Annotated in this window: 16 protein-coding genes; all 16 read left to right on the plus strand. The window is 68.6% G+C overall.

Annotated features, from left to right (window positions below):
* Positions 1–64: 64 nt before the first annotated feature.
* Positions 65–1834 carry a penicillin-binding protein 2 gene (locus ASF68_RS00595; RefSeq protein WP_235526729.1) on the plus strand — a complete coding sequence of 590 codons (1770 nt, stop codon included), beginning with the start codon at positions 65–67 and terminating at the stop codon, positions 1832–1834.
* An 8-nt stretch (positions 1835–1842) separates the two neighbouring features.
* Entirely contained in the window at positions 1843–3405 is a 1563-nt protein-coding gene (locus ASF68_RS00600) for a Mur ligase family protein (RefSeq protein ID WP_056005423.1), read from the plus strand.
* Complete coding sequence (gene murF / locus ASF68_RS00605; RefSeq protein ID WP_056011136.1) at positions 3405–4811, plus strand: UDP-N-acetylmuramoyl-tripeptide--D-alanyl-D-alanine ligase; 1407 nt, start codon at positions 3405–3407, stop codon at positions 4809–4811. The genes ASF68_RS00600 and murF overlap by 1 nt, the downstream gene beginning before the upstream one ends.
* Positions 4808–5905, plus strand: coding sequence for a phospho-N-acetylmuramoyl-pentapeptide-transferase (gene mraY, locus ASF68_RS00610; protein ID WP_056005426.1), 1098 nt, complete (start codon positions 4808–4810; stop codon positions 5903–5905). Before murF ends, mraY begins: the two co-directional genes overlap by 4 nt.
* Positions 5902–7413, plus strand: coding sequence for a UDP-N-acetylmuramoyl-L-alanine--D-glutamate ligase (murD, locus tag ASF68_RS00615; protein WP_056005429.1), 1512 nt, complete (start codon positions 5902–5904; stop codon positions 7411–7413). The genes mraY and murD overlap by 4 nt, the downstream gene beginning before the upstream one ends.
* Complete coding sequence (ftsW, locus tag ASF68_RS00620) at positions 7391–8692, plus strand: putative lipid II flippase FtsW (protein WP_082498422.1); 1302 nt, start codon at positions 7391–7393, stop codon at positions 8690–8692. The genes murD and ftsW overlap by 23 nt, the downstream gene beginning before the upstream one ends.
* The gene (locus ASF68_RS00625) at positions 8689–9786 is read left to right on the plus strand and encodes a glycosyltransferase (protein ID WP_056005432.1); all 1098 of its coding nucleotides are present in this window, start codon (positions 8689–8691) and stop codon (positions 9784–9786) included. The genes ftsW and ASF68_RS00625 overlap by 4 nt, the downstream gene beginning before the upstream one ends.
* Positions 9787–9813: 27 nt before the next feature.
* Positions 9814–11226 (plus strand): UDP-N-acetylmuramate--L-alanine ligase, encoded by a 1413-nt coding sequence (murC, locus tag ASF68_RS00630; RefSeq protein WP_056005435.1) that lies wholly within the window; start codon positions 9814–9816, stop codon positions 11224–11226.
* A 10-nt stretch (positions 11227–11236) separates the two neighbouring features.
* On the plus strand, positions 11237–12325 hold the full coding sequence (locus ASF68_RS00635; protein WP_056005438.1) for an FtsQ-type POTRA domain-containing protein: 1089 nt from the start codon (positions 11237–11239) through the stop codon (positions 12323–12325).
* A 156-nt stretch (positions 12326–12481) separates the two neighbouring features.
* Entirely contained in the window at positions 12482–13735 is a 1254-nt protein-coding gene (ftsZ, locus tag ASF68_RS00640) for a cell division protein FtsZ (RefSeq protein ID WP_056005440.1), read from the plus strand.
* A gap of 5 nt (positions 13736–13740) precedes the next feature.
* Positions 13741–14451, plus strand: coding sequence for a YggS family pyridoxal phosphate-dependent enzyme (locus ASF68_RS00645; protein ID WP_369796473.1), 711 nt, complete (start codon positions 13741–13743; stop codon positions 14449–14451).
* Between the two features lie 44 nt (positions 14452–14495).
* Positions 14496–15011, plus strand: a complete 516-nt coding sequence (locus ASF68_RS00650; protein ID WP_056005444.1) for a cell division protein SepF — start codon at positions 14496–14498, stop codon at positions 15009–15011.
* Positions 15012–15018: 7 nt separating this feature from the next.
* Positions 15019–15315 (plus strand): YggT family protein, encoded by a 297-nt coding sequence (locus tag ASF68_RS00655; RefSeq protein ID WP_056005447.1) that lies wholly within the window; start codon positions 15019–15021, stop codon positions 15313–15315.
* A 172-nt stretch (positions 15316–15487) separates the two neighbouring features.
* Entirely contained in the window at positions 15488–16129 is a 642-nt protein-coding gene (locus ASF68_RS00660; protein WP_056005450.1) for a DivIVA domain-containing protein, read from the plus strand.
* Positions 16089–16769 (plus strand): signal peptidase II, encoded by a 681-nt coding sequence (gene lspA, locus ASF68_RS00665; protein ID WP_082455736.1) that lies wholly within the window; start codon positions 16089–16091, stop codon positions 16767–16769. The genes ASF68_RS00660 and lspA overlap by 41 nt, the downstream gene beginning before the upstream one ends.
* Positions 16766–17689 (plus strand): RluA family pseudouridine synthase, encoded by a 924-nt coding sequence (locus tag ASF68_RS00670; protein WP_056005453.1) that lies wholly within the window; start codon positions 16766–16768, stop codon positions 17687–17689. Before lspA ends, ASF68_RS00670 begins: the two co-directional genes overlap by 4 nt.
* Positions 17690–17781 lie beyond the last annotated feature (92 nt).

Below are 17781 nucleotides of genomic sequence, written 5' to 3' on the forward strand. Positions count from 1 at the left end.
CGGTGCGGGACGGCTCGCCCATATGCGGGGCGATGCCAGGAGAGGACGCGGCGACGACATCATGGTGAGGCACACGAAGACCACACGGCGCCGTCTGGCGTTCACCATCGTCGCGGTGTCCATCGTGATGACCCTCTTCGTGCTCCGGCTCGTCGACATCCAGGTCGTCCGGGCGAGTGCTCTGAGTGCCGAGTCCCTCGAGAAGACCGAGACCGGCGACACGATCCTCGCCACGCGCGGCAGCATCCTCGCCTCCGACGGTTCCGTCCTCGCCGAGGCGGTCATGCGGTACAGCATGGCGGCGTCGCCGAAGGACGCCGGCCCGTTCGAGCGCGAGGTCGACGGTGCCGAGCAGACGATCACGCTCGAGCAGGCCACGAACGAGATCGGCGCCATCATCGGCAAGCCCGGCCCGGAGGTCCTGGCGCTCATCACCGACGCCCTCGCGGCCGACAAGGACTCGCTCTACGCGCTCATCGCCAAGAAGCTCGACCTCGATCAGCTCCGAGCGCTCAAGGCGCTGGAGATCCCGTGGACCACGTTCACCGAGGACCCTTATCGCGTCTACCCCAACGGTGCCGTCGCCGGCAACGTCGTCGGGTTCGTCGGAGAAGAGGGGGAGCCGCAGGCGGGCGTCGAACTCATGGAGGACTCCTGTCTCGCCGGAGCGAACGGTCGCACGACCTACGAGAAGGGCAGTGGCGGCCTGCCGTTGCCCGGTACCACGGTGACGAAGCCCGCGAAGGACGGCGGCGACGTCGTCCTGACGATCGACAAGGACATCCAGTGGTTCTCGCAGCAGTCGTTGGCGGCGCAGGCTGAGGCCGTCGGCGCGAGCTGGGGCATCGTCACCGTCATGGAGGTGAAGACGGGCAAGCTGCTCGCCGTCGCCGAGTACCCGTCCGTCGATCCCGGCAACGTGAGTGCGACGCCCGCCGAGGATCGCGGATCACGCGCGTTCGCCGCGCCCTTCGAGCCCGGATCGACGTACAAGTCGCTGACGGCCGCAGCCCTGATCGACCAGGGCGTCGCGAGTCCCAACTCGCAGGTCATCGCGCCCTTCCGATACAAGCCCTCGAACGGTGCGGACATCAACGACAGCGAGTTCCACCAGGACATGCGGTTGACCCTCTCCGGAGTCATGGTGCAGTCGTCCAACACGGGTATTTCGCAGTTCGGCGAGAAGATGAGCGCCGACACCCGGTACGCCTACTTCCAGAAGTTCGGTCAGCTGCAGAAGACCGAGGTCGGATTCCCCAGCGAGTCCGGCGGCCTCATGGCCGACCCCGCTGACTGGGACAACCAGACGGACTACGCGACCATGTTCGGACAGGGGTTCTCGACGACCGCCGTCCAAGGCGCCAGCCTCTACCAGACGATCGCCAACGGCGGCGTGCGCATGCCCGTGCAGCTCGTCGAGGGCTGCCGGAACGCCGACGGCACCATGACGGACGTCCCGGATGCCAAGGGGACGCAGGTGGTCTCCCCGGATGCGGCCAAGCAGGTCAGTGAGATGCTCGAGATGGTCGACCAGCAGAGCTGGGTCGCGGAGAACGTCGACGTGCCCGGGTACCGGGTCGCGATGAAGACCGGAACGGCGCAGCAGCCCGACGGCGACGGCGGGTACAGCTCGAGCTACCTCGTGTCGATGGCCGGATTCGCGCCCGCCGAGGCGCCGCAGTTCGTCGTTTCGGTGAACCTGGCGGACCCGGTTAAGATGAATTCATCGGCTGCGGTCGCTCCCATCTTCCGGGACGTGACCACCCAAGTGCTGAAGAGCAGGGGAGTGCAGCCCTCAACGGAGCCGGCACCGAATCTGCCGCTCGACTTTTGAACGACCTCATGAAGGATGGGCTCAGCGTGAACAATCAGGGCCCGATCAGTCTCAGACCGGAGCATCCCCAGCGACGGGCACTCTCGCAGCTGGTGACCGAATTCGACCTCGACCTCCACGGTTCCTCCGACGGCGTGGAGATCAGCGGCGTCAGCCTCAGCTCCGGCTCGGTGGAACCGGGTGACCTCTACATCGGCATGCCGGGTGTCCGCACCCACGGAGCCGCGTACGCCACACAGGCTGCGGAACGCGGGGCGGTCGCCGTCCTCACCGATGCCGACGGCCTCGACCTGGCCACGGCGGCAGGGCTGCCGATCATCGTCGTGCCGGAGCCTCGTGCAGCGCTCGGGCACCTCGCCGCCTGGGTGTACCGCACGGCGGAGGAACCGCCGACGCTGTTCGGCGTCACGGGCACCAACGGCAAGACGAGCGTGGTGTACCTCCTGAGCGGCATGCTCGCGCAGCTCGGGATCGTCTCGGGGCTGAGCTCCACGGCGGAACGGCGCATCGGCGACCTCGCGGTCACCAGCTCCTTGACCACGCCGGAGGCCAGCGAACTGCACGCCCTGCTCGCGCGGATGCGTGAGTCCGAGGTGCGCGCCGTCGCCATCGAGGTCTCGGCCCAGGCGTTGACGAGGCACCGTGTCGACGGGATCGTCTTCGACGTCGTCGGCTTCACCAACCTCAGTCACGATCACTTCGACGATTACGGGGACTTCGACGAGTACTTCGCCGCCAAGCGCGAACTCTTCGAACCCGACCGCGCGCGCCGTGGCGTCGTCACCATCGACTCGGAGTGGGGAGGACGGCTCGTCGAACAGAGCCGCATCCCCGTGACCACGTTGACGGCACGTCCCGAGGTCGACGCCGACTGGCGGATGACGATCCTCGAGGAGGCCGCCGGTTCGACCACGTTCCGACTGGACGGCCCGGAGGACCGCACCCTCGTGACGAGCGTGCCGCTCCTCGGATGGTTCATGGCCGCGAACGCGGCCCTCGCGATCGTCATGCTCGTGGAGTCCGGTGTGGAGTTCGACATGATCGCGGGAGCGCTCGAGCGCGACGGCGGCATCGACGCCTACATCCCCGGCCGGGCCGAGCGCATCAGCGGCGATCGTGGGCCGGTCGTCTACATCGACTACGGGCACAGCCCGGACGCCTTCCTCAACACGCTCGCGGCGATCCGAGCGGTCACGCCAGGACGCGTGATCATGGTGTTCGGCGCCGATGGCGACCGCGACACCACCAAGCGTCGCGACATGGGTGCCATCGCAGCCCGCGGGGCCGATGTCGTGGTCATCACCGACTTCCATCCGCGGAGCGAAGACCCGGCGGCCATCCGGCGGGTGCTCCTGGAGGCAGCCCGGGAGGCTTCCCCCGACGGCGAGCTACTCGAGGTGGCCGACCCGGCGACCGCGTTCCGCGCCGCGCTCGCACTGGCCGGGTCGGGCGACACGATCCTCTACGCCGGCCCAGGGCACGAGGACTATCACGAGGTCGCCGGTGTGAAGATCCCGTACTCCGCCCGCGACGATTCGCGCGAGGCACTGCGTGAGGCGGGGTGGCTCTGATGATCGACCTGACGCTCACCGAGATCGCGGCGGCCACGAACGGTCGGCTGCTCGCCGGTGCCGCCCACGGCGACCTGGTCGTCTCCGGCGTCGCCGACACCGACTCCCGGCTCATCACGCCCGGCGACATCTTCGTCGCGAAGCCGGGCGAGGAGACCGACGGACACCTGTTCGCGGATGCCGCCGTCGCGAACGGCGCCGCGCTGCTGATCGTCGAGCGGGAACTGCCGGTGGCCGCTCCGCAGATCCTCGTCGAGGACTCCGTCACCGCACTCGGTGCCCTCGCCACCGAGGTCATCCGTCGGGTCCGCTCGCGGGGCGGGCTCCGGATCGTGGGCATCACCGGGTCCAACGGCAAGACCACCACCAAGAACCTGCTCGCCGCCGTCCTGGGGCGGGTCGGCGAGACCGTCAGCCCGAAGGCCTCGTTCAACAACGAGGTCGGCGCGCCGATCACCATGCTCCGGGTCACGGACTCGACGAGGTTCCTCGTCGCCGAGATGGGTGCCAGCGGCATCGGCGAGATCGCCAGACTCATCCGCATGGCGAAGCCCGACATCGGTGTCGTCCTGAAGGTCGGCCTCGCCCACGCCGGCGAGTTCGGCGGGATCGAGGCGACCGTCACGGCCAAGACCGAGATGGTCTCCGATCTGCTCCCGGAGGACGTCGCCATCCTCAACCTCGACGACGCCCGCGTCGCCGGTATGGCCGACGCGACCCCGGCGCGTGTGCTCTGGTTCGGTCTCGACGACCGGGCTGCGGTGCGGGCGACCGATGTCGTCGCGACGGCTTCGGGGACCGCCTTCACCCTGCACCTCCCCGACGGATCGTCGGCACCGGTCAGCTTCAAGGTGCTCGGCGAACACCACGTCATGAACGCCCTCGCCGCGGCGGCGGCGGCATACGAACTCGGTGTCCCGATCGACGTCGTCGTCGACGCGCTCGAGAGCGTGAGCCGGGCGGAGCGCTGGCGTATGGAACCCCTCGGCGGACGCGACGGCGTCTCCGTCATCAACGACGCGTACAACGCGAGCCCCGACTCGATGTCGGCCGCCATCAGGACCCTCGCACAGATCGGGGCGGAGCGCGGTCGGACGATCGCCGTCCTCGGCGCCATGAGTGAACTGGGCGACTGGGCAGGGGAGGAGCACGATCGCATCGGCCTGCAGGTCGTGCGTCTCGGCATCGGTCGCCTCGTCGTCGTCGGACCGGAAGCCCGGCGGATGCACATCACCGCCATCAACGAGGGTTCCTGGGACGGGGAGTCGGTGTACTTCCCGACCGCGGACGAGGCGTTCGACTATCTGAGCACCGAGATCGCCGCCGGCGACACCGTGCTCGTGAAATCCTCCAATGCGGCCGGTCTCCGGTTCCTGGGGGATCGACTGGGGGAGCTGTACACATGAGAGTCCTCTTGGCCGCTGGAGCGATCTCGCTCGCGTTCTCCCTCTTCCTGACACCGCTCTTCATCAAGGCGTTCCGCAAGCTCGCCTGGGGTCAGTTCATCCGCGACGACGGGCCGCAGAGCCATCACACCAAGCGCGGTACCGCCACCATGGGTGGGGTCATCATCATCGTGGGCACCCTGGTCGGGTTCTTCGCGAGCTACCTGATCTTCCAGGAGCAGGTCGGTGTCTCCGCGCTGCTCGTGCTGTTGATGATGGTGGGCCTCGGCATCGTCGGCTTCATCGACGACTTCCTCAAGGTCCGCAAGAAGCAGAGCCTCGGTCTCGGCGGGTGGGCGAAGGTCGCCGGACAGCTGATCGTGGCCACGGTCTTCGCCGTGCTCGCCATCAACTTCCCGAACACCGAGGGGTTCACCCCGGCCTCGACGAACATCTCGGTGATCCGCGACATCCCGATCAACTTCATGGCGATCGGCATCCCGGTCATCGGTGTCCTGCTGTACATCCTCTGGACCTCGGTGATCGTGGCGGCCACCTCGAACGGCGTGAACGTCACCGACGGCCTCGACGGCCTCGCGACCGGCGCCTCCATCCTCGCGATCGGCTCGTACATCATCATCGGGTTCTGGCAGTTCAACCAGTCCTGCTTCAGCTCCTCGCTCGCATCGGACGTGGCCTACAAGTGCTACGACGTGCGAGACCCCCTGGACCTGGCCGTGGTGGCGGCGGCGATCGTCGGTGCACTCATCGGATTCCTCTGGTGGAACACCTCGCCGGCGCAGATCTTCATGGGCGACAGCGGCTCGCTCGCCCTCGGCGGAGCTCTCGCGGCCCTCGCCATCCTCAGCAAGACCGAGCTGCTCCTCGTGCTCGTCGGCGGACTCTTCGTCATCGAGGCCGGTTCGGTCATCGTGCAACGCGTCTACTTCAAGGCGACCCACGGCAAACGCATCTTCCTCATGAGCCCCATCCACCACCACTTCGAGCTCAAAGGCTGGGCAGAGGTCACGGTCGTCGTGCGCTTCTGGATCATCGGCGGGCTCCTCGTCGCGGCCGGTGTCGGTTCCTTCTACCTCGAGTGGCTGAGCCGATGAGCGCCGACCGCCTCGACGATCTGCACAGTTGGCACGCCGACTGGCGCGGGCTGCGGGTCGCGGTCCTCGGCCTCGGCATGACCGGCTTCTCGGTGGCGGACACCCTGACCGAACTCGGATCGGAGGTCCTCGTCCTCGCGGGTGAGGCCGCCGACGAACGGGCGGAGCTCGTCGGGGTGATCGGTGCCCGGCTGATCCAGCGTGACCTCACGAGCGTGCCGGCCGAACTCGTGGAGTTCGGCCCGGAGCTGGTCGTCGTGTCCCCGGGATTCCACCCCGACCACCCGGTGGTGCTCTGGGCCCAGGAGGCGGGCGTCCCCGTGTGGGGCGACATCGAACTCGCCTGGCGCGTCCGCGACAAGGGGGGCACACCCGCCGAGTGGATCTGCGTCACCGGCACCAACGGCAAGACCACGACCGTCCAGCTCACGGCGTCGATGCTCGTGGAGGCCGGGTTCCGGGCCGCACCCTGCGGCAACATCGGTGTCCCGGTCCTCGATGCGGTCCGCGACCCGCAGGGGTTCGACTTCTTCGTCGTCGAACTGTCGAGCTACCAGCTGCACACGCTGGGCTTGCAGGGCGGGCGGAGCATCGTGACGCCGCTTGCGAGCGTCTGCCTGAACGTCGCCGACGACCATCTCGACTGGCACGGCTCGGCTGAGGCCTACCGTGCGGCGAAGGCCGTCGTCTACGAGAACACCAAGGTCGCCTGCGTGTACAACCGCGCAGACGTCGCGACGATGTCCATGGTCGAGGACGCGGAGGTGACCGAGGGGGCCCGTGCCGTCGGGTTCGGCCTCGACGTCCCAGGGCCGAGCGACTTCGGTGTGGTCGATGGCATCCTCGTCGACCGCGCGTTCCTCGACGATCGCCGGACGAGCGCCCTCGAGATCACCACGGTGGAGGCGCTCGCACAGCGGGGTCTCGCTGCTCCGCACATCGTCGCGAACATCCTCGCCGCAGCGGCGCTCGCCCGGGCGGCGGGCATCCCGCTCGAAGCGGTGCGCGACACCCTGCTGTCGTTCGGTCTCGACGCCCACCGGATCCAGCTCGTCGCCCGCAGCCTCGAGGTCGACTGGGTGGACGACTCGAAGGCGACCAACCCGCACGCGGCGGACGCCTCGCTGGCCGCCTACCGTTCCGTGGTCTGGATCGTCGGAGGTCTCCTCAAGGGGGTGTCGATCGATCGGCTCGTCGAGCGGCATGCGGATCACCTCCGCGCTGCGGTCGTGATCGGGGCCGACCGTTCGGAGGTCCTCGACGCATTCGCACGACACGCGCCGACGCTGACGGTCATCGAGGTCGACGAAGCGGAGACTGAGTCCGTGATGCCGGAGGCCGTTCGCCGGGCTGCCGAGGTCGCGCAGGCGGGGGACACCGTCCTCCTCGCTCCTGCCGCCGCCTCGATGGACCAGTTCTCGGACTACGGCCACCGTGGTCGCCTGTTCCAGGCCGCCGTCGAAGCAGAGCTGGGAGGTGAGGCGGATGATCGATCCGCCTCGCGCTGACCCGCGCCGGTCGCGGTCCGCATCGGCGTCCGGTCGGTCGACCGACGCGCTGAGCGGTGCAGGTCCGGAAGCGTCGCTGAGAGGCATGTCGAGTGCACGCATCTCCCTCGGCAAGGTGCTCCGACCGGAGTCGAAGAACTACTTCCTCCTCCTCGGGGTGACCCTGTTCCTCGTCGGACTCGGACTCGTCATGGTGCTGTCCTCCTCGTCCGTCGAATCGTACGAGGCGGGAGACGGCTACTTCGGCCTCTTCTGGCGGCAGGCGACCTTCGCGATGATCGGCGTCCCGCTGATGCTCATCGTCAGCCGCTTCCCGGCCAGGTTCTGGAAGAAGTGGGCGTGGATCTTCCTCGTCGTCGCGATGGGTCTCCAGCTGCTCGTGTTCACGCCGCTCGGCTACGAGATCGGCGGGAACCGCAACTGGATCGAGATCGGCGGCTTCACGGCGCAGCCCTCCGAGGCGGTCAAACTCGCCCTCGTCGTGTGGCTCGGACTGGTCCTCACGATCAAGCAGCCCCGATTGCTCGAGTGGAAGCACGCCCTGATCCCCGTCATCCCGTTCGCCGGCCTCTCGATCGGTCTTGTCCTGCTCGGTGGCGACCTCGGAACCGTCGTCATCATGGCCCTGATCGTGTTCTCCGCGCTGTACTTCGCCGGTGTCCGACTCCGGTACATCGCGATCCCGGTGGTCGCCGGCGCAGTGCTGTTCCTCATCATGGCGATCACGAGCGCGAACCGCATGCAGCGCATCATGGCGTTCTTCGGCGACGGCAAGGGCGACTACGAGAACGCCGACTGGCAGTCGACCCACGGCACGTGGGCCCTGGCGAACGGCGGGCTCTGGGGCGTCGGTCTCGGCAATTCCCGGGCCAAGTACGGCTGGTTGCCGGCGATCTCGAACGACTTCATCTTCGCCGCGATCGGTGAGGAGCTGGGACTCATCGGTGCCGTCCTGGTGCTCGGCCTCTTCGTCTTCCTCGCGGTCATGTTCATCCGGGTCATCCGATCGAGCGACGACTCGTTCGTGCGGATCACCACCGGTGCGGTCATGGCGTGGATCATCGGCCAGGCGCTCGTCAACATCGGTGTCGTCCTCGGCGTCCTCCCGGTCCTCGGCGTGCCATTACCGTTGCTCTCCTCGGGTGGCACCGCTCTGCTGACGACCCTCGTCGCGATCGGGATCATCCTGTCCTTCGCTCGAGAACGCGGCCGGACGGGGCCACCGCAGCCCCGGCGCCCAGCTGTCAGACGCCCCCAATCCTCCGGAGTCGCCCGATGACCACCTATCTCCTCGCCGGTGGCGGCACGGCCGGGCACGTGAACCCGTTGCTCGCCGTCGCCGACGGCCTCCGAGCCAGGGATCCCGAGGCGACCATCCTCGTCGTGGGCACCGCGGAAGGGCTCGAGGCCAGACTCGTCCCGGAGCGCGGTTACGAGCTGCTCACGATCCCCAAACTGCCGTTCCCCAGGCGCCCGAACCTCGACGCGCTGCGGTTCCCCGGACGGCTGCGGCGCGCGGTCGCCGATGTGGTCGCGATGATCCGTGACCACGACGTCGATGTCGTCATCGGGTTCGGTGGCTACGCGGCTGCGCCGGCGTACACCGCGGCGAAGCGGGCCGGCGTCCCCCTGGTCATCCACGAGGCCAACGCGCGGCCGGGTCTCGCGAACCGACTGGGCGCGCGGTACACCCCGTACGTGGGCGTGGCGTTCCACCGGACGCCGATCCGCCACGCCCGGTTCGTCGGCATGCCGTTGCGGCGCGAGATCGAGGATCTCGACCGCGACGCGCTGCGGCCGTCGGCGATCGCCGAGTTCGGGCTCGACGCCGATCGTCCGCTGCTGCTGGTCACCGGTGGGTCGCTCGGGGCGAGACGCCTCAACGCGACCATGAGCGAGAGCGCGGAGGACGTCGTCGGTGCCGGCTGGCAGGTCCTGCACATCACCGGCGCGAAGAGCGAGATCCAGGATCCCGGTGTCGAGCATTACCACCTGCTCGAGTACTGCTCCCGCATGGACCTCGCCATCGCCGCAGCCGACTTCGCCGTCTCGCGGGCGGGAAGCGCGACCGTGAGTGAACTGTGTGCCGTCGGGCTCCCGGCCGTGTACGTGCCGTACCCCGTGGGGAACGGGGAGCAACGCTTCAACGCGGCCGACGTCGTGCGCGCCGGTGGAGCGGTTATGGTAGATGACGCGCAGTTCGTGCCGACCTGGGTGCGTGAGCACCTCGTCCCACTGTTGAACGATCGGCACCGGGTCGACGACCTGGCGGCCCAGTCCAAGAGCGTGGGCGTCTCCGACGGAACGGCCCGCGTCGTCGCCCTCATCGATGAGGCGCTCCAACCATCGGTGCAGCGATCGCGCAGCCGGTGACCCAGTCCTTTCAGAAAGCGTGACACCGTGATCAAGCCAGACCCCACCGTCGAGATCCCAGCCGACCTCGGCGTCGTCCACTTCGTCGGCATCGGCGGCAGTGGGATGAGCGGGATCGCGCGTCTGTTCGTGAGCGCCGGTGCTCGCGTGACCGGTTCCGACGTCCGTGAATCCAAGAACATCGAGGCGTTGCGCGCCCTCGGTGTCCCCGTCGCCATCGGGCACGACGCCGCGAACGTCGGTGACGCGGACACCCTGGTCGTGACCGGTGCCCTGTGGGCCGACAACCCGGAGTACCTGCTCGCCAAGGAGCGTGGACTGACGATCCTGCACCGCTCGCAGGCGCTCGCCTGGTTGACGGCGGAGACCCGCCTCATCGCGGTCGCCGGCGCCCACGGCAAGACGACGTCGACCGGCATGATCATCACCGCGCTCCTCGAGCTCGGTGCCGATCCCAGCTTCGTCAACGGCGGGGTCATCGAATCCCTCGGCGTGAGTTCCGCCCGTGGCGACGGCGAGCTGTTCGTCGTCGAGGCGGACGAGTCCGACGGGTCCTTCCTGCTGTACGACACGGCCATCGCGCTGATCACCAACATCGACCCCGACCACCTCGACCACTACGGATCGTTGGAGGCCTTCGAGCAGGCGTTCGTGACCTTCGCCGGGCAGGCCCGCGAGCTCGTCGTCATCTCCTCGGACGACGCCGGCGCCGTGCGCATCACCCCGGCGCTCCGTGCGGCCACGGACGGCAAGCGGGTCCTCACCTTCGGTGAAGCAGCGGACGCCGACGTCCGTCTCCACGACGTGGGCTCGACCGGTCCGGTCTCGTTCCAGCTCAGCTACCAGGGCGGCACGTACGCCGCGACGCTCCGCGTACCCGGTCGGCACAACGCCATCAATGCAGCCGGTGCGTTCGCCGTCCTCGTGGGTGTCGGGTTCGACCCGGCGGAGGCCCTCCAGGCCATCACCGCGTTCGGCGGGACCCAGCGACGCTTCGAGCTGCACGGCGTCGTGAACGGCGTCAGCGTCTACGACGACTACGCGCACCACCCGACCGAGGTCGCCGCCGCGCTGGCGGCGGCGCGGACGGTGGTGGGGGAGGGACGGATCATCGCCGTCCACCAGCCGCACCTGTACAGCCGGACCCGTCTGTTCGCCCAGGAGTTCGCGGACGCCCTCGAACGGTACGCCGACCACACCGTGGTCCTCGAGGTGTACGGTGCGCGGGAGGACCCGGAGCCGGGCGTGACCGGCGCCACGGTGTCGACGCGGTTCGCGGACGCCGATCACGTCGCGTACATCGACGACTGGGCGCGGGCGGCGGACTACACAGCCTCCGTCGTGCAGCCGGGCGACTTCGTGATCACCCTCGGGTGTGGAGACGTGTACCGCATCGTGCCGCAACTCCTCGAGGCCATCGCCGGTCGCGAGTCCGTCTGATGGGCGTCCGGTGAAGCGCCCGGACGGCTTCGACCCCGGGGCGCGACCGAGTCCCGACCGCACGCAACGGACGACGCCGACGGCCTCCAAGCCGGCGCGCGACCGCCCCGAAGCACCCGTGACGGAGCAGGAGACGGACGTCCTCGAGCTCGACGCCGCTCGGCTGACGTCGAAGCGGGGCTCGCCGAAGGTCGCGGCCGGCCCCCGGGCGTCCTCGGCGGGTCGGACGTCGGTGACATCGGCCGACCGCGCATCGAAGACCGACGACCGTGCGTCGAAGGTCGAGGACAGCCCGTCGACGACCGAGGAACGCGATCGTCCCGGGCAACCGTCCGACGAGCACCTGCTCTCCCCGCGGGAGGCCGCTCGGCTCCGTCGGCGGCACGAAAGACAGGAGATCCGCCGGTTCACCGCCCGCAAGCGTGGGCGTCACCGGCCCTGGATGCTCGCGGCCGCCGTCCTCGCCGCGTTGGTCGTCGTGTCGTTCGCAGGCGCCTACTCGCCCCTGCTCGCCGTCCGGAGCATCGAGGTGGTCGGTGCGACGCGTGTCGACCAGGCGGAGATCACGAAGGCGCTCAGCGGCCAGATGGGTCGCCCCCTCGCACTCGTGGATCCCGGCGCCGTCAAGGCGGTGCTCGTCGGATACCCGCTCATCGCCAGCTACTCCCTCGAATCGCAGCCGCCGAGCACGCTGGTCGTCCGCATCGTCGAGCGTGAGCCCGTCGGTGTGCTCCAGTCCGGGACGGTGTACACGCTCGTCGATGCTGCAGGGGTCACGATCGAGCGCAGCGACCAGCCCATCGCCGGGTACCCGACGCTCATGGTCGCCGGTGGAGCGACCTCGAAGGGTTTCATCGCCGCGGCTGCGGTCATCCGAGCACTCCCGGCGGACCTGCGAGCCCGCGTCGCCTCCGTGTCCGCGTCCACCGCGGACGATGTGACCCTGACGCTCGTCGACTCGCCGGCCGAGGTCGTGTGGGGGAGTGCAGAGCAATCCGCTGAGAAGGCGTTGATCCTCGCCAAGACGATGGCGGCCACCGACCCGTCCCAGGTGAACCAGTACGACGTGTCGTCGCCCTCGGCGGCGATCGTCCGCTGACGGCGTGCGGGATATTCCCGTCGATGTGCCGACACGCCCGGACGCGTCCCATCAGGGATGGGGCTGGGCCCTAACGTCGTGCTCAGGACAGAAAATGCATACGCAGCATAACTTTAAACCTTAACCTGAGGTTGAGAGTTCACACGGAGGCCTGAAGTGACTACAAACCAGAACTACCTCGCCGTCATCAAGGTCGTCGGTATCGGCGGCGGTGGCGTGAACGCGGTCAACCGGATGATCGAACTCGGCCTCCGCGGCGTCGAGTTCATCGCCATCAACACGGACGCTCAGGCGCTGTTGATGAGCGACGCCGATGTGAAGCTCGACGTCGGCCGGGAGATCACCCGCGGCCTCGGCGCCGGTGCCGACCCCGAGGTGGGTCGTCGCGCGGCCGAGGACCACGCCGAGGAGATCGAAGAGGCCATCGCCGGCGCCGACATGGTCTTCGTGACCGCGGGCGAGGGTGGCGGTACCGGGACCGGTGGCGCACCCGTCGTGGCACGCATCGCGAAGTCGATCGGTGCGCTCACCATCGGTGTCGTGACGAAGCCCTTCGGCTTCGAAGGACGCCGTCGCCAGGCGCAGGCGGAGCTCGGGGTCGCACGCCTGAAGGAAGAGGTCGACACCCTCATCGTCGTGCCGAACGACCGACTCCTCGAGATCAGCGACCGTGGCATCAGCATGCTCGAGGCGTTCGCCACGGCCGACCAGGTGCTCCTCGCCGGTGTGCAGGGCATCACCGACCTCATCACCACGCCCGGCCTCATCAACCTCGACTTCGCGGACGTGAAGTCGGTCATGCAGGGGGCCGGATCGGCGCTCATGGGCATCGGATCGTCCCGTGGCGCGGACCGCGCGATCAAGGCCGCGGAACTCGCGGTCGCCTCGCCGCTGCTTGAAGCCAGCATCGAGGGTGCCCACGGCGTCCTCCTCTCCATCCAGGGTGGCTCCAACCTCGGTATCTTCGAGATCAACGACGCGGCGAAGCTCGTCCAGGAGGCCGTGCACCCCGAGGCCAACATCATCTTCGGTGCGGTCGTCGACGACACGCTCGGCGACGAGGTGCGCGTGACGGTCATCGCCGCCGGCTTCGACGGTGGCGAACCCCTCACCCGGACGGCGGCCTCGCCGGCCGACGCCGTCATCTCCGGTGGGGTCATGAGCTCTTCCGACGAGGCCGCCGGGGCGCCGATCAGCACCTCCGCGAACACCACGTCCGAACCCTCGGAGCACCGGTCGAGCGCTGCTGCGCCCGTGTCCTCGGGCGGCGACTGGGGATCCAAGCCGAGCGCGTCCTCGCCGTTCTCCGGAGCGACGCACCGTCAGCCCGAGACGGTCGTCGAGACCGCCGTCCAGGACCCCTCGTTCGACGACGAGGGCGAGCTGGACATCCCCGACTTCCTCAAGTAGTAGTGATCGACGAGTCGACCACCTCGGCCGGATCGGGCTCCTCGGAGCCCGGTCCGGCATTGCTCGATCGCCTCGCGGACATCCGGGGGCGCATCGCCGATGCGACGCGGGCGGCGGGGCGTGCGACGGAACCGACGCTGATCGTCGTGACGAAGTTCCACCCGGTGACGCTGGTGCAGGCGCTGGCCGCCGCTGGCGTCTCAGACGTGGGGGAGAGTCGGCACCCTGAGGCGCGCGACAAGGCCGCTGCCGCCGAAGGCCTCGGATTGCGCTGGCACTTCATCGGGCAACTGCAGACCAACAAGGCCAAGCAGGTCCGACGATACGTGGACGCCGTCCACTCGGTCGACCGACCCGAGCTGCTCAGGGCGCTGTCGTCCTCCGAGCGGCAGCTCGACGTGTTCCTGCAGGTCAACCTGACCGACGATCCCGGCCGGGGTGGCGTCGTGGGTGATGCCGCGCTCGAGGCGCTCGCGACCGCGGCGCTCGAAGCGGAGGGCATCGCGCTACGCGGTGTCATGGCGGTCGCCCCGCTCGACGAGGATCCAGCGGCGGCCTTCGCACGGGTCCTCTCGGCGTCCGAGCGCATGCGCTCACTCGCCCCCCACGCCGATGGGCTGTCGATCGGCATGAGTCACGACTACGTCGAGGCGATCGAAGCGGGCGCGACACACCTTCGCATCGGCACGGCAATCACCGGGAATCGCCCGGTGTGACGTTAATCTCGGAGAAGCAAGGACCGCAGATCACGGAGGAAACGATGTCGAACCCACTGAAGAAGACCATGGTGTACCTCGGGCTCGCCGACGATGATCTCGAGTACGAGCAGCAGCACGCTGCCCAGGCCGAGCCGACGCAGCAGGCCGAGCCCCGTCGCACCGAGCGTCCCGAGCGCGCTGAGCGGGTCGAGCGCGTCGAGAAGGCCGCTCCAGTGACGCCGTTGCGCAAGCCGGTTCCCGTGCGCCAGCCCGTCGCCCCGAGCTCGGACCTCAACGAGATCCTGACCGTGCACCCCAAGCAGTACCGCGATGCACAGATCATCGCCGAGAGCTTCCGCGACGGCGTCCCGGTCATCATCAACCTCTCGCAGATGAGCGACGGCGACGCTCGCCGGCTCATCGACTTCGCCAGTGGTCTCTCGCAGGGGCTGTACGGCAAGATCGAGCGCGTGACGAGCAAGGTCTTCCTGCTCTCGCCCGAGCACGTCGCCGTTTCCGGCGACAACGGACAGGGTGCTCCGGAAGCGACCGAGGCGACCTTCTTCGCTCAGTCATAATCGAGGGGTGGCTTCTCTCATCTCCGTGATCGGCACGATCCTCTATCTCGCGCTGCTCCTGTACTTCTTCGTCCTCTGGGCGAGGTTCATCCTCGACCTCGCCCGGGTGCTCCGTCCGCAGTGGCGGCCCACGGGCGTCGGGCTGGTGCTCGCCGAGCTGAGTTTCACGATCACGGACCCTCCGATCCGGTTCTTCCGCCGTGTCCTCCCGCGCGTCGCCGTCGGTCCGGTCGCGCTCGATTTCGGCTGGACCCTCACGATGTTGTGCTGCATCATCGCGATGACACTCGTCCAGCTGCTCTAGCGCGCGCGGCCTGCCCGCGAACAGCTCGCCACGATTGTGTGGCTACGATAGAACGTCCGTCACCTGACGGTCGCCTCCGACGTCGTCAACATGTCTCACCCACTGGGTCAGACTTTGCTAGCGTGGGGGCGTTGTACACAGATTTTCGATTCGACAGTGAAGGTGGTTCGCTATGGCGCTCACTCCCGAAGACGTGGTCCAGAAGCGGTTTCAGCAGACCAAGTTCCGCGAAGGCTACGACCAGGACGAGGTGGACGACTTCCTCGACGAGGTCGTCGTCGAGCTCCGTCGCCTGATCCAGGAGAAGGACGAGGTCCAGCAGAAGCTGACCGCGGCCGAGTCCAAGGTCGCCGAACTCCAGAAGGGCGGCTCGTCCGCTCCGGCGACGCTCGCCAAGGCCGAGGCTGCTCCGGCACCCGCGCCCGTCGTCGCACCGACCCCGGCTCCGGCCGCGGAGTCGACCGACAACACCGCCGAGAGCTCGAACAACCTCCTGCAGCTGGCACGTCGTCTCCACGACGAGCACGTCGCCGAGGGTGCCCAGCGCCGCGACGCGCTCATCGCGGAAGGTCACGCGACCGCCGCACGTGTCGTCGCCGAGGCCGAGGCCAAGCAGCGCGCGCAGATGCAGGTCCTCGAGCAGGAGCGTTCGGTCCTCGAGCACAAGATCGACGAGCTCCGCAACTTCGAGCGCGAGTACCGCTCGCAGCTGCGCGGCTACATCGAGGGTCAGCTGAAGGACCTCGACGCCTCGTCGTCGAGCTCCGCTCCCGATGCGAAGGCCGGCGTCACCGCCGACAGCGCAGCGGTCTAGCGCAGACACCCGGTTGTCTCCCGCATCACCGTCGAAGGCCAGCGCCAGGACTCTTGCAGTCCTGGCGCTGGTTGCCGTCGTGGCCTATTCGGCCGATCAGTTCACCAAGTTCCTCGTCACCACCAACCTGACGGTGGGCGAGTCCGTTCCGGTACTCGGCCAGGCGCTCGTCCTGTACTTCGTCAAGAACTCCGGTGCCGCCTTCTCGCTCGGCGCGGGGTACACCTGGATCTTCTCGATCCTCGCGGCGGTCGTCGTGGTCGTCATCGTCTGGTTCGCCCGCCGGATCCGTTCACGGGCCTGGGCGATCGTGTTCGGCCTGCTCCTCGGAGGGGTGCTCGGCAACCTGACGGACAGGCTTCTCCGTGAGCCGTCCTTCGGTCTGGGCCACGTGGTCGACTTCATCTCCACCCCGTGGATGCTGCCCGCGATCTACAACGTCGCCGACATCTGCATCGTGGTCAGCATGGCCCTGTTCATCCTCCTGACGCTCTTCGGCGTGAACCTCGACGGCACCCGGACGACGCGTGCGAGCGAACGGGCCGCCCAGGAGGCGGAGGACCGCGAGGCCGAAGCGGACGCGGCCACCCTCGATCCGGCGGAGCCGCGCGACGCGAGTCCGGACGCAGGCCGCCCATGAACGAGTCCCGCAGCCTGTACGTCCCCGACGGGCTCGACGGCGAACGCGTCGACGCCGGCCTGGCCAAACTCCTCGGCTTCTCCCGGAGTTACGCAGCCGAGGTCGCCCTCGGAGGCGGCGTCACCATGAACGGCAAGTCGGTCGACAAGTCCGACCGCCTCCTCGCCGGTGCCTGGCTCGAGATCGAATGGACGCCTCGCCGCGAGGCCGTGATCGTACCGATCGCCGTCCCCGACCTCGGCATCGTCCACGACGACGACGAGATCGTGGTCGTCGACAAACCCGCCGGCGTCGCCGCCCACCCCTCCGTGGGTTGGGAAGGGCCGACGGTGCTCGGTGCCCTCGCCGCAGCCGGCTTCCGCATCTCGACGTCGGGCGCCGCTGAGCGGGCCGGGATCGTGCACCGGCTCGATGCCGGGACGAGCGGCCTCATGGTCGTCGCGAAGACCGAGCGGGCCTACACCTCACTGAAGCGTGCCTTCCACGACCGCGAGGTCGAGAAGATCTATCGCGCCGTGGTCCAGGGGCATCCCGACCCGCTCGCCGGCACCATCGACGGTCCGATCGGCCGCCACCCGCGCCACGACTGGCGCTTCGCCGTCACCGCCGACGGGAAGCCGTCGGTCACCCACTACGAGACGCTCGAGGCGTTCCCGTACGCCTCGTTGCTCGACGTGCATCTGGAGACCGGTCGCACGCATCAGATCCGCGTGCACATGGCGGCCCAGCGGCATCCCTGTGTCGGCGACACGATGTACGGCGCCGACGCGGCGCTCTCGGCCCGTCTGGGGCTCACCCGGCAGTGGCTGCATGCGACGAAGCTGGGCTTCGCGCACCCTGCGGACGGGGAGTTCGTGCGATTCGAGACCGCCTACCCGACGGATCTGCAGCACGCCCTCTCGATCCTCGAACTCGACTGACGTCGCGCCGTCGCTCGGCGACCGACCACCCCCACAGGCCGGGGGCGATGGTCGGAGGCGACGATTAGGCTTGACCAAGACCACCTCGGCGT

Origin of the sequence: Plantibacter sp. Leaf314, assembly GCF_001423185.1 — a bacterium.
Taxonomy (GTDB): Bacteria; Actinomycetota; Actinomycetes; order Actinomycetales; family Microbacteriaceae; genus Plantibacter.

What these genes read in the sequence shown, in the direction of transcription:
- ASF68_RS00600 (WP_056005423.1), top strand. Translation starts at nt 1,843, where the DNA reads ATGAAGGATGGGCTCAGCGTGAACAATCAGGGCCCGATCAGTCTCAGA.
- murF (WP_056011136.1), top strand. Translation starts at nt 3,405, where the DNA reads ATGATCGACCTGACGCTCACCGAGATCGCGGCGGCCACGAACGGTCGG.
- mraY (WP_056005426.1), top strand. Translation starts at nt 4,808, where the DNA reads ATGAGAGTCCTCTTGGCCGCTGGAGCGATCTCGCTCGCGTTCTCCCTC.
- murD (WP_056005429.1), top strand. Translation starts at nt 5,902, where the DNA reads ATGAGCGCCGACCGCCTCGACGATCTGCACAGTTGGCACGCCGACTGG.
- ftsW (WP_082498422.1), top strand. Translation starts at nt 7,391, where the DNA reads ATGATCGATCCGCCTCGCGCTGACCCGCGCCGGTCGCGGTCCGCATCG.
- ASF68_RS00625 (WP_056005432.1), top strand. Translation starts at nt 8,689, where the DNA reads ATGACCACCTATCTCCTCGCCGGTGGCGGCACGGCCGGGCACGTGAAC.
- ASF68_RS00650 (WP_056005444.1), top strand. Translation starts at nt 14,496, where the DNA reads ATGTCGAACCCACTGAAGAAGACCATGGTGTACCTCGGGCTCGCCGAC.
- ASF68_RS00660 (WP_056005450.1), top strand. Translation starts at nt 15,488, where the DNA reads ATGGCGCTCACTCCCGAAGACGTGGTCCAGAAGCGGTTTCAGCAGACC.
- lspA (WP_082455736.1), top strand. Translation starts at nt 16,089, where the DNA reads ATGCGAAGGCCGGCGTCACCGCCGACAGCGCAGCGGTCTAGCGCAGAC.
- ASF68_RS00670 (WP_056005453.1), top strand. Translation starts at nt 16,766, where the DNA reads ATGAACGAGTCCCGCAGCCTGTACGTCCCCGACGGGCTCGACGGCGAA.